Annotated in this window: 9 protein-coding genes; 7 read left to right on the top strand and 2 right to left on the bottom strand. The window is 74.4% G+C overall.

The window, feature by feature from the left end; all coding sequences use genetic code 11:
• Positions 1–150 precede the first annotated feature (150 nt).
• The gene (locus V9U69_RS04825) at positions 151–3,108 is read left to right on the top strand and encodes a glycoside hydrolase family 2 TIM barrel-domain containing protein (protein ID WP_337060173.1); all 2,958 of its coding nucleotides are present in this window, start codon (positions 151–153) and stop codon (positions 3,106–3,108) included.
• 21 nt (positions 3,109–3,129) lie between these two features.
• Here V9U69_RS04825 and V9U69_RS04820 read toward each other — a convergent pair whose 3' ends face one another.
• Both V9U69_RS04820 and V9U69_RS04815 read right to left on the bottom strand, forming a co-directional pair.
• Complete coding sequence (locus V9U69_RS04820; RefSeq protein WP_442907596.1) at positions 3,130–4,344, bottom strand: pyridoxal phosphate-dependent aminotransferase; 1,215 nt, start codon at positions 4,342–4,344, stop codon at positions 3,130–3,132.
• A 90-nt stretch (positions 4,345–4,434) separates the two neighbouring features.
• Positions 4,435–6,465, bottom strand: a complete 2,031-nt coding sequence (locus tag V9U69_RS04815; protein ID WP_337060171.1) for a beta-galactosidase — start codon at positions 6,463–6,465, stop codon at positions 4,435–4,437.
• 62 nt (positions 6,466–6,527) lie between these two features.
• Between V9U69_RS04815 and trpS the strand changes: the two genes are divergently transcribed.
• The 6 genes from trpS to V9U69_RS04785 all read left to right on the top strand — a co-directional run bounded on the left by trpS (position 6,528) and on the right by V9U69_RS04785 (position 12,208).
• On the top strand, positions 6,528–7,562 hold the full coding sequence (gene trpS / locus V9U69_RS04810) for a tryptophan--tRNA ligase (protein ID WP_337060170.1): 1,035 nt from the start codon (positions 6,528–6,530) through the stop codon (positions 7,560–7,562).
• Between the two features lie 71 nt (positions 7,563–7,633).
• Positions 7,634–8,134, top strand: a complete 501-nt coding sequence (locus V9U69_RS04805; RefSeq protein WP_337060169.1) for a 2'-5' RNA ligase family protein — start codon at positions 7,634–7,636, stop codon at positions 8,132–8,134.
• Positions 8,135–8,151: 17 nt separating this feature from the next.
• Positions 8,152–9,261, top strand: a complete 1,110-nt coding sequence (locus V9U69_RS04800) for a YihY/virulence factor BrkB family protein (RefSeq protein WP_337060168.1) — start codon at positions 8,152–8,154, stop codon at positions 9,259–9,261.
• 59 nt (positions 9,262–9,320) lie between these two features.
• Entirely contained in the window at positions 9,321–9,551 is a 231-nt protein-coding gene (locus V9U69_RS04795) for an SCO4848 family membrane protein (RefSeq protein WP_337060167.1), read from the top strand.
• Between the two features lie 40 nt (positions 9,552–9,591).
• Complete coding sequence (locus V9U69_RS04790) at positions 9,592–10,608, top strand: LacI family DNA-binding transcriptional regulator (protein ID WP_337060166.1); 1,017 nt, start codon at positions 9,592–9,594, stop codon at positions 10,606–10,608.
• Positions 10,609–10,900: 292 nt separating this feature from the next.
• A complete protein-coding gene (locus V9U69_RS04785) occupies positions 10,901–12,208 on the top strand; it encodes an ABC transporter substrate-binding protein (RefSeq protein WP_337060165.1) in 1,308 nt (435 codons plus the stop codon).
• The last annotated feature ends 42 nt before the right edge of the window (positions 12,209–12,250 follow it).

The following is a 12,250-nucleotide window of genomic DNA, read 5'->3' as shown; positions in this document are numbered from 1 at the left end:
CGGGCACTCCTCCCTCCGGGCCGGCGACCGGTCGAGGATGCCGTGCGCGACCCGGTGAGTCAACACGCTCGAACAGGAGCGCACAGCACTTGTGTTCGGACGTGTGCGGACGTGGTTGACGCGGTGCGCCCGGTGGGGGAGGGTCGACGGGTGACGCAGGCACCGGACGACGTCGTTCGCACGAGCTGGTTCGAGGGGCACGCCCCCTCGCGAGGCGCCCTGGCCCCGAGGGCGTGGACGCGCACCGACGCGCCCGCGCTGTCGCTGAACGGCCGCTGGCGCTTCCGGGGCGCCGAGCGCGCCGACACCCCCGCCGACCTGGCCGACCCCGACCTCGACGACGCCGCGTGGGGCTCGATCACCGTCCCCGGGCACTGGCAGCTGCAGGGATTCGGCGCCCCCGCCTACACCAACGTCGTCTACCCCTTCCCCGTCGAGCCGCCGCGCGTGCCGGAGGAGAACCCCACCGGCGACCACCGCCGCGCCTTCACCCTGCCCGCGGGGTTCCTCGACGGCGCCCGGGCCGTGCTGCGCTTCGACGGCGTGGACTCCGCCTTCACCGCCTGGGTGGACGGCGTGGAGGTCGGCCGCTCGGTGGGCAGCCGGCTCGTCGTGGAGTTCGACGTCACCGACGCGCTCACCGCCCGTGGCGCCGGCGGCGATCACGTCCTGGCCGTGCGGGTGCACCAGTGGTCCTCCGGCAGCTACCTGGAGGACCAGGACATGTGGTGGCTGTCGGGGATCTTCCGCGACGTCACGCTGCTGGCCCGGCCCGCCGGTGCCGCCGAGGACGTGTTCGTGCACGCCGACTTCGACGCCGCCACCGGCCGCGGGCGGCTGCGCGTGGACGCCACCGGCGCGGACGGGAACCCCGTCGGCGCTCGCGTGCTGCTGCCCGAGCTGGGCGTGGACGCCGCCGCGGGCGAGGACGTCGAGCTGGCGGCGGTGCAGCCGTGGTCGGCGGAGGTGCCGCGGCTGTACGACGCCGAGGTCGTCGCCGCCGGGGAGCGCACCCGCCTGCGCGTGGGTTTCCGGCGGGTGGAGATCGTCGACGGGGTGTTCACCGTCAACGGCCGCCCGGTGAAGCTGCGCGGCGTCAACCGGCACGAGTTCTCGCCCGACACCGGCCGCACCCTGACCGAGGAGGAGATGCTCGCCGACGTGCTGCTCATGAAGCGGCACAACGTCAACGCCGTCCGCACCAGCCACTACCCGCCGCACCCGCGGTTCCTGGAGCTGTGCGACGAGCACGGCCTGTGGGTGGTCCTGGAGTGCGACCTGGAGACGCACGGGTTCGTGTTCCTGGACTGGCGCGGCAACCCCTCCGACGACCCGGCGTGGGAGGAGGCGTACCTGGACCGCATCCGCCGCACCGTCGAGCGGGACAAGAACCACCCCTCGATCGTGCTGTGGTCGCTGGGCAACGAGTCCGGCACCGGGCGGAACCTGCGCGCGATGTCGGCGTGGCTGAAGGACCGCGACCCCTCCCGCCCCGTGCACTACGAGCACGACTGGGACAGCCCCTACGTCGACGTCTACTCGCGCATGTACGCCTCCCACGAGGAGGTCGCCGCGATCGCCGAGCGGGCCGAGGAGGCGCTGGCCGACGCCGACGCCGACACCCGCCGGCGCGCGATGCCGTTCGTGCAGTGCGAGTACGCGCACGCCATGGGCAACGGTCCCGGCGGCCTGGTGGAGTACCAGGACCTGTTCGAGTCCTCCGACCGCTGCATGGGCGGTTTCGTGTGGGAGTGGATCGACCACGGCCTGCGCCAGCGCGACGCCGCCGGGCGCGAGCGGTTCGCCTACGGCGGCGACTTCGGTGAGGAGCTGCACGACGGCAACTTCGTCGCCGACGGCCTGGTGCTGCCCGACCGCACCCCCTCGCCCGGCCTCCTCGACTACGCCGCGGTGATCTCCCAGGTGCGGTTCACCGTCGAGGAGACCCCCGCCGGGCAGCTGCTGCGGCTGACGAACCGCCACGACGTCGTGGACCTCGCCCACGTCGCGCTGACGTGGGCGGTGGAGGACGAGGGGGTCCGGGTGGCGGGCGGCGCGCTGCCGACGCCGACGCTGCCCGCCCGCGAGTCGGTGCTGCTCGAACTGCCAGAGGAGGTCCTCGCCCTGGCTCCGGCGGCGGGGGAGCGCTGGTTCACCGTCACCGCCGCGCTGGCCGCCGGCACCTCGTGGGCGCAGGCCGGTCACGTGCTCTCGCGCGGCCAGGTGCAGCTGAACCCGCCCGCACCGGCCCCGCGCGGCGGGAGCGTCGCCCCGGTGCGCCGCGGCGCCGACGTCCTGCTCGGTGCCGCCGTCCTCGACGCCCGCACCGGCGCGCTGCGCTCCCTGAGCGGCCTGGCCGTCGAGGAGGGGCCGGTGCTGGACCTGTTCCGCGCCCCCACCGACAACGACGCCGGCCTGCACGGCGAGGCGCTGGAGAGGACGTGGCGGCAGCTCGGCCTGGACCGGCTGCGCACCCGCACCGCCTCGGCCGTCGTGGACGGCGAGGAGTTCGTCGTCACCACCCGCACCGCCGCCGCCGGCACCGACACCGGGTTCGTCGCCGTGTTCCGCTGGTCCGCGGACACCACCGGGGCGGTGCGCGTGGCGGTGGAGTTCGCACCCGACCTCCCCACCGGCTCCCTCGGCGCCCCGCTGCCGCGGCTGGGGGTGCGGTTGCGGCTGCCGCACGGCCTGACGCGGGTGGCCTGGTTCGGCCGCGGCCCGGGGGAGGCGTACGCCGACACCGGCGCCGCCACCCGCGTCGGGCGGTTCACCGCGAGCGTGGAGGAGCTGCAGACGCCGTACGTGCGCCCGCAGGAGAACGGCCGCCGGGCCGACGCGCGGTGGGTGGAGCTGCGCGGTCCCGCCGGGGGGCTGCGCGTGGAGGGCGAGCCGCACGTCGCGTTCGCCGCGCGCCGGTGGAGCACCGCCGAGCTGGACGCCGCCACGCACACCCCGGAACTGGCCGACTCCGGCTCGGTGCACCTGCACCTGGACGTCGCCCAGCACGGCATCGGCACCGGTTCGTGCGGGCCGGGTGCGCTGCCGCAGCACCGTCTGGAGGCGGAGCCGCGCACGTTCTCGCTGGTGCTTCGGCCCCTGGGCTGAGGACGCAGCGCCCGGGGCGCCTCAGCCCCGGGCGCGGTCGCCCAGGAACTCCGCGATCCGGCCCACGGCCGTCTCCAGGTCCTCCACGCGCGGCAGCGTCACGATGCGGAAGTGGTCCGGCTTGGGCCAGTTGAAACCCGTGCCCTGCACCACGAAGACGTGCTGCTGCTCCAGCAGGTCCAGGATCAGCTGGTAGTCGTCGTCGACGCGGTGCACCTCGGGGTCCAGCCGCGGGAAGCAGTACAGCGCCCCGCGCGGGCGCACGCAGCTCACCCCGGGGATCTCGTTGAGCAGTTCCCACGTGCGCCGGGACTGCTCCGCGAGGCGCCCGCCCGGCAGCACCAGGTCGTTGATGGACTGGTGCCCGCCGAGCGCGGCCTGCACGGCGTGCTGCGCGGGCACGTTGGCGCACAGGCGCATGTTCGCCAGCAGGTCCAGGCCCTCGATGTAGCCGCGGGCGTGCCCGGTCGGGCCGGAGACCACCATCCACCCGGAGCGGAAACCCGCCACTCGGTACGCCTTCGAGAGCCCGTTGAACGTCAGGCACATCAGGTCCGGGGCCAGCGCCGCCGTCGAGACGTGGGTGGCGCCGTCGTAGAGGATCTTCTCGTAGATCTCGTCGGACAGGACGAGCAGGCCGTGCTCGCGGGCCACGCCGAGGATGTCCTGCAGCACCTCGGTGCCGTACACCGCACCGGTGGGGTTGTTGGGGTTGATGACCACCACGGCCTTGGTGCGCTCGGACACCTTCGAGCGCAGGTGCTCCACGTCCGGCATCCAGTCGGCCGACTCGTCGCACAGGTAGTGCACCGCGCGCCCGCCCGCCAGGCTGACCGCCGCCGTCCACAGCGGGTAGTCCGGCGCGGGCACCAGCACCTCGTCGCCCTCGTCCAGCAGCGCCTGCATCGCCATGACGATGAGCTCGCTGACGCCGTTGCCCATGTAGACGCCGTCGACGTCCACCCCGGTGACGCCCTTGGCCTCGGTGTGCTGCACCACGGCGCGCCGCGCCGACAACAGGCCCTTGCTGTCGCAGTAGCCCTGCGCCACCGGCAGGTTCGCGACGATGTCCTCGAGCAGTTCCGGCGGCGCCTCGAACCCGAACGGGGCGGGGTTGCCGATGTTCAGCTTCAGGACCCGGTGCCCGGCCTGCTCCAGCTCCGTGGCTCGCGTCAGGGCGGGACCGCGCACGTCGTAGAGGACGTCGGCGAGCTTGGAGGACTGACCCAGGTGCACCACGCCGCCATCCTGCCACCGCCCGCGCCCCCCCGCGCCGGAGCGGCGCGGGGGGCGCGAGGGGGAGGAGCGGTGGGGGTCCGGTGCGCGTCAGCGCTCGCGGACGACGGCGCTGCGCCCGGGGTCCAGGTCCAGCAGGCCGTCCACCTCGGTGCCGGTGACCTCGTCGTACCCGCTGACGCGCACCGCGGCGGGTTCCTCGCCGTGGTTGAGCGCGAACAGGAACGAGGTGCCGTCGGCCCGGCGGCGGCGCTGCACGTCCACCGGGCCGGACGCCTCCGCCACCGGCCGCACCCCGCCGGCGGCGCACACCTCGCGCAGCAGGCCGGCGAACGCCTCGTCGTCGGGCAGCGTGCCCAGGTACCAGGCGGCGCCGCCGCCCGGCAGCTCCCGCCGGGTGATCGCCGCGCACCCGGCGACCGCGCCGTCCGCGTAGCGGGCCAGCACCTCCACGTCCGCGTCCGCCGTGGCCAGCTCCGACCACACGTCGCCCACCGAGCCGTCGTCCAGCTCGCTCGCCACGCCCGGCAGCAGCGGGTGGAACTCCTCCACCCGCACGCCCAGCAGGTCCCGGAACGCGCCCGGGTAGCCGCCCAGGCGCACCCGGGCGGTCTCGTCGACGACACCGGAGAAGTACGTCACCAGCACCTGCGCGCCGCCCTCGGCCGCCGCCCGCACGGCCGCCGCCGTGGCGTCGTCGCACAGGTACAGCGTGGGCACCACGACGACGCGGTAGCGCGCCAGCGCCTGCGCGAGGTCGTCCGGGTGCGCACCCACCGGCACCACGTCCACCCCGACCTGCGCCGCGCGCAGCAGCCGGTGCGCGGTGCGGGCCACGTCCACCGGCCCCACCCGCTCCGACGGCAGCGTGGGCGCCTCCATCGCCCACGCGCTGACCCAGTCGACCAGGACCGCCACGTCGGCCTCGACGGCCGCGCCGCGCACGTCCCCCAGCCGCCCCAGCAGCGCGCCGAGCTCCACGACCTCGCGGAAGCGCTCGGAGTCCTCCCCGGCGTGCGGGACCATCGCCGAGTGCCACTGCTCGGCACCGCCGGCCGAGGCGCGCCACTGGAAGAAGCACACCCCGTCCGCGCCGCGCGCCACGTGCGCCAGCGAGTCCAGCAGCATCTCGCCGGGCGCCTTGGCCGGGTTGACCGGCTGCCAGTTCACCGCGCTCGTGGAGTGCTCCATCAGCAACCACGGGCCCCGCGCCGCCCCGCGGGTCAGGTCCGCGGAGAACGCCAGCTCCGCGCGCGGGTCCGCCACCGCGGTGGGGCCGGTGTGCAGCAGGTAGTGGTCGTTGGAGACGACGTCCTGCTCCAGCGCCCAGCGGCCGTAGTCCATGCCGCCCAGCCCGGCCGAGACCATGAAGTTCGTCGTCACCGGCACGTCCGGGGTCAGGCGGCGCAGCACCTCCTTCTCCGCCAGGTGCTGGCCCAGCAGCTCGTCGGAGCTGAAGCGGGCGAAGTCCAGCGCGTGCGCCGGGTTGGGGAAGGAGCTGGAGCGCGCTGGCACCTGCACCTGCTCGAAGGAGGTGTAGTGCTGGCTCCAGAAGGCGGTCGCCCACGCCTCGTTCAGCGCCGCCACGTCGCCGTACCGCTGCGTCAGCCAGCGGCGGAAGGCCGCGGCGCTGACGTCGCAGTAGCAGCGCGCGTTGTGGCAGCCCAGCTCGTTGCTCACGTGCCACATCCGCAGCGCCGGGTGACCGCCGAAGCGTCCCGCGAGCTCCTCCACCAGCCGCAGCGAGCGCTCCCGGAAGACGGGGGAGGAGGGGCACCAGCTCTGCCGGGAGCCGAAGACCACCCGGTGGCCCTCGTGGTCCACCGGCAGCACCTCGGGGTGGCGCTGCGAGAGCCACGCCGGCGGCGAGGCCGTCGCCGTGGCCAGGTCCACGCCCACCCCGCCGGCGTGCAGGTCGTCCAGCACGCGCTCCAGCCGGTCCAGCTCGAAGCGGCCCGGCTCCGGCTCCAGCAGGCCCCAGGCGAAGATCCCGACGGACACCAGCGTCACGCCGGCCTCGCGCATCAGGCGCACGTCCTCGGCGCGCACCTCCTCGGGCCACTGCTCGGGGTTGTAGTCCGCTCCGAAGGCCAGTCCCGGTCCCTTGATCCACTCGCGCACCACCGCAGCCTGGTGGCCGCCCCGCGGCCGGTCAACCGCTCCCCGGCTGGCAGGATGGGTCCATGCAGCAGTCACCGGTGCGGGGGACGGGGGCGCGCCCGCGCCTGCTGTCGGGGATGCAGCCGACCTCGGGGTCGCTGCACCTGGGCAACTACCTGGGGGCGCTGAAGCAGTGGGTGGCCCTGCAGGACACGCACGAGGCGCTGTACTGCGTCGTCGACCTGCACGCCCTGACCGTGGGCCCGGACCCGGCGGCCCTGCGCGAGCGCACCCGGATCACCGCCGCCCAGTACATCGCCGCGGGCGTGGACCCCGAGCGCTCGGCCCTCTTCGTGCAGAGCCACGTGCCCGCCCACGCCGAGCTGGCCTGGGTGCTCTCCTGCCTCACCGGCTTCGGCGAGGCGAGCCGGATGACCCAGTTCAAGGACAAGTCCGCCAAGCAGGGCGCCGAGGGCACCACCGTCGGGCTGTTCACCTACCCGGTGCTCATGGCCGCCGACATCCTGCTCTACCAGGCCGCCGAGGTCCCCGTCGGCGAGGACCAGCGCCAGCACCTGGAGCTGACCCGCGACCTCGCGCAGCGCTTCAACAGCCGCTACGGCGCCACCTTCACCGTGCCCGAGCCGTACATCCTGAAGGAGACGGCCAAGATCTACGACCTGCAGGAGCCGGGGTCGAAGATGAGCAAGTCCTCCTCCTCGCCGGGCGGCATCGTGGACGTCATGGACGAGGCGAGGGTCACGGCCAAGAAGATCCGCTCCGCCGTCACCGACACCGGCCGCGAGGTCCGCTACGACCCCGTCGAGAAGGCCGGCGTCTCCAACCTGCTGTCGATCCACTCGGCGCTGTCCGGGCGCAGCATCGCCCAGCTGGAGGAGGACTTCGCCGGCCGCGGCTACGGCGACCTGAAGAAGGAGCTCGCCGAGGTCGTCACCGACGCCCTGGGGCCCGTGCGCGAGCGCGCGCAGCAGCTCGCGGCCGACCCGGGCGCGCTGGACGAGATCCTCGCCCGCGGCGCCGAGCGGGCCAACGCCATCGCCGAGGAGACCCTCGCCCGCGTGTACGAGCGGGTGGGGCTCGTGGGCCGGAGGCGGTGAGCGCCCTCGGTCGGCCCCGCTCACCGGGGCGGCCCCTCACACCGGCCCGCGCCGGCACGCGCACCATCGGCGTGTCCATCCCGGTCCCCGAGCCGTACGCCGCCGAGCTGACCGCCCACCGGGCCGGCTTCGGCGACCCCGCCGCCCACGCGGTGCCGCCGCACATCACCCTGCTGCCGCCCAGCGAGCTGGCGGTGGACGCGCTCGACGAGGTGCGCCGGCACCTGCGGCGCACCGCCGCCCTGCACGCCCCGTTCGAGGTGCACCTGCGCGGCACGGCCACCTTCCGGCCCGTCTCGCCGGTGGTGTTCGTGCAGCTCTCGCACGGCATCTCCGAGTGCGAGCTGCTGCAGGGGCAGGTGCGCCGCGGCCCGCTCACCCGGGACCTGTCCTTCCCCTTCCACCCGCACGTCACCGTCGCCCACGACGTGCCCGAGGAGGCCCTGGACCGGGCCGAGCTCGTGTTGCGGGACTGGGAGGCGACCTTCACCGTGAAGGGGTTCAGCCTCTACGAGCACGGAGCCGACGGCGTCTGGCGGCCACGGGAGGAGTTCGGCTTCACCGCACCGTAGGGGAGGGCCCGGCACCGGTGGGCGTCGTGCAGCAGGTCACCGGCCGCGCCGGCAGGCTCGTCGCCCGCGTGAGGGCGACCCACCCGGGGCGCGCCTACCAGCGCTACGGCGACGCGCGCGGCAACGTCCTCGCCGGCGGCATCGCGTACTTCGCGTTCTTCTCCGTCTTCCCGGCGCTCGCGGTGGCGCTGACGCTGCTGGGCTTCACCATGCAGGGCTTCCCCGAGGTGCGCGACTACGTCGTGAGCAACCTCGTCGAGGGGGTGGACGACTACCTGCCGGGTCTCGTGCACCCGGGGTACGCGCCCGCCGGGGGCGGGACGGGCATCTACATCGACGAGTACCTCGACGACACCACCCTCACGCTCAGCCTGCTCGTCTCGCTGGGCACCCTGCTGTTCACCGGGCTGGGCTGGGTGGACGCCATGCGCCGCGGCATCCGGGCCGTCTTCGGCGAGTCCGCGCGCGCCGGCAACCCGGTGCTGCTGAAGGCGCGCGACCTCGTCGTCCTCGTCGTCATCGGCCTCGGCGTGGCGCTCAGCGTCACCTCGGTGGTCCTCACCCGGGGGGCGGGGGAGTGGCTGCTGGGGCTCCTCGACGTGGACAGCACCCCCGCCGGGCAGGCGCTGCTGACCGCCGCCGGCTTCGCCGTGGCCTTCTGCATCGACACCGCCACCTTCCTGGCCGTCTTCCGCGTGCTGCCCGGGGCCGACGTGCCGCTGCGCCGGCTGCTGTCCGGGGCCCTGCTGGGCGGGGTCGGCATCGGGCTGCTGAAGCAGTTCGGCATCGGCATCGCCAGCCGCAGCGCCCAGGGCAACGAGTTCCTCGGGGCCGCCGCGAGCCTCGTGGTGATCCTGGTCCTGATGAACCTCATCGGCCGGCTCATCCTGCTGGCCGCCGCCTGGGCCGCCACCCGGGCCGAGGACGCCGAGGCCCTGCTGGAGCGCGTCGTCGCGGAGTACCGGGTGCCGCTGGGGCCGATGCCGCCCGAGCACCCCGCCGAGGAGGCGCAGGACGCGGACGGGCGCCCGCGGGCCGCGGTGGCCTCGGCGGTGGCGGCCGGCACCTTCGGTGCCGGGGCGGTCGTCGCCGCCCGCCGGGCCGTGCGGGGCCTGCGACGCCGCTGATCCGCACCGCCGGGCCGTCGCCGCCCCGGACCGCGCGCGGGCTCTGCGAGGATGGGCCCGTGGTCCTCTCGGCGCGCACCAGCTGGTTCCTGATCGCGTTCGGGGTGTGGAGCTGGTTCATCTGGCCGAACTTCCTGCGCAACATCTGGAACGATCCGAGGTCGTTCGAGGACGGGCCGCAGCCCTTCCTCCTCGTCCACCTGGTGCTCGTGGTCGTCAGCCTCGTGCTGGGCACGGCCATCGCCCTGATCGGGGTGCGGGGGCTGCGCGGGACGCGCCGCCGCCGCTGACCCGCCCGCCGCCCGCGAGGGCCCGAGAACTGGAGGAGCCGTGCCGAGCGCGAGCGCGCCGACCCTGGAGTCCGTCGCCGCGCGCGCGGGCGTCTCCCGCGCCACCGCCGGGCGGGTCCTCGCCGGCTCGGCGCGGGTCAGCCCCGCTGCCCGCGAGGCCGTCCTGCGCGCCGCCTCCGAGCTGTCCTACGTGCCCAACCAGGCGGCCCGCTCGCTGGTCACCCGGCGCAGCGGGTCCGTGGCCCTCGTCGTCGTGGAGCCGGTGGAGCGCTTCTTCAACGACTCGTACTTCCCGCTCGTGCTCACCGGCGCGCAGGCCCTGCTGGCCGAGCGGGAGGTGCAGCTGGTGCTCGTGGTGCTGTCCACGGCGCGCGAGCGGGAGCGCTTCGAGCGCTACGCCCGCGGCGGGCACGTGGACGGCGCGATCCTCGTCTCGGTGCACGGGCGCGACCCGCTGCCGCAGCACCTGGCCGACGCCGGCATCCCCGTGGTGATGTCCGGCCAGCCGCTGGACCCGGCCTCGACGGTGCCGTACGTGTCGGCCGACAACGTCGGCGGCGCCCGCACCGCCACCCGGCACCTCATCGAGCGCGGCTGCCGTCGCGTCGTCACCGTCACCGGGCCGATGGACATGCGGGTGGGGCACGACCGCCTGGCCGGGTTCCGCGAGGAGCTGCGCGCGCACGGCCACCGGTTCAGCGCGAAGCTCGCCGAGGGCGGCGACTTCACGGTCGCCGGGGGGCGCGCGGCCACCGAGGCGCTGCTCGCGCGGGTCCCGGACCTGGACGGGGTGTTCGCCGCGAACGACCTGATGGCCGCCGGCGTCCTGCAGGCCCTGGCCGCCGCGGGCCTGGCGGTGCCCGGGCGGGTGCGGGTCGTCGGCTTCGACGACGCCCCGCTGGCCTCGGCCGCCACCCCGCCGCTGACGACGGTGCGTCAGCCGGTCGTCGAGATGGGCCGGGAGCTGGCCCGGATGCTGCTCGCGGTGATCGACGGCGAGCCTCCGGTGGCTCCGGTCGTGGCGCCCACCTCGCTCGTGCAGCGCGCCACCTCCTGACCGCCTCCCCGCCTCGTCGCCGACCCTCGCCCCACCCCCACCCCCCACCCCGCGGTGGTCTCGCCCCCGCGGTGATCAAGGAAGTTGTCACTTCCTTGATCACCGCGGGGCGGGGGTGGTGGAGAAGGGGGCGGTGACAGGGGGGCGTTGACAACCGGGTGTGTCAGGGGCCACTCTTTCCGCATCCCGTGAGAGCGCTCTCACTGCCTCGCAGCCGAGCTTGAGAGCGCTCTCACCAGCATGGTCCCGATCAACGTCGATCCGCCGCCGAGGCGGCCCCCGAGGAGCACCCATGACCAGCACCCGGAAGACGACCGCGGCCGCCGTGGCGATGGCTCTCAGCGGCACCCTGCTGCTGAGCGCGTGCAGCACCACCGACACCGGCTCGGCCGACGCGGCCGCCGCCGACGGCAAGACCCCGCTGACCGTCAGCCTCTTCGGCACCTTCGGCTACGAGGAGGCCGGGCTGTTCGACGAGTACGAGCAGCTCAACCCCGACGTCAGCATCCAGTACGAGTCCACCCAGGGCGAGAACAACTACTGGCCCGCGCTGCAGACCAAGCTGGCCTCCGGCAACGGTGCCGCGGACATCCAGGGCATCGAGGTCGGCCGCATCGCCGACGTCGTCGCCAACCAGCCCGACAAGTGGACCGACCTGTCCACCACCGCGGCCGGCGAGCAGGTGGAGAACTACCCCGAGTGGAAGTCCGCCGCCGCCACCACCGAGGACGGGAAGGTCCTCGGCATGGGTACCGACATCGGGCCGATGGGCCTGTGCTACCGCAGCGATCTGCTGGAGCAGGCCGGCCTGCCCGCCGACCCCGCCGAGCTCTCCGCCCGCCTGGGTTCCTGGGACGACTACGTGGCCCTCGGCCAGGAGTTCAAGGCCAAGGCGCCCGCGGGCACCGCCTGGATGGACTCCGCCGGCGGCTTCTACAACGCCATCATCTCCACCGAGGAGGAGATCTACTACGACGAGTCCGGGGAGCTGATCTGGGACAGCAACCCCGCCGTCAAGGAGGCCTTCGACACCGCTGCCACCGCGGCGGAGCAGGGCCTGACCGCGAAGCTCGAGCAGTTCGAGGACCCCGCCTGGGACACGGGTTTCGGTGCCGGGACCTTCGCCACGATCGCCTGCCCGGCGTGGATGGTCGGCTACATCAAGGGCAAGGCCGGTGACGCCGGCGCCGGCAAGTGGAACGTCACCTCGCTGCCCGGTGGTGCCGGTGGCAACTGGGGCGGCGCCTACCTCGGCATCCCCGCCTCCAGCGAGCACAAGGAGGAGGCCGCCGAGCTCGTGAAGTGGCTGACCGACCCCGAGCAGCAGGCCAAGGTGTTCGAGACCGGCGGGAACTTCCCCTCCAACACCCAGGCGTTCGACCTGGTCGCCGGCGCCACCGACGAGTACTTCCAGGGCGCACCCATCGGGAAGGTCTTCTCCGAGGCGGCCGAGGCGGCCCCGACCCAGGTCCTCGGCGAGGAGGACGCGGTCGTGAAGTCCGCCCTCGTGCAGGCGCTGCTGTCCGTGGAGACCAACGGCGTCAGCCCCGCGGACGCCTGGGAGAGCGCCTCCGGCGACCTCGCCAACCAGATCGGCTGACGCACCCCTGAACCGGGGCGGCCGCCGCGCGGCGGCCGCCCC

The organism is Kineococcus sp. G2, from assembly GCF_037154035.1.
Taxonomy (GTDB): Bacteria; Actinomycetota; Actinomycetes; order Actinomycetales; family Kineococcaceae; genus Kineococcus.
This window is presented reverse-complemented; position numbering and strand designations above follow the sequence as displayed.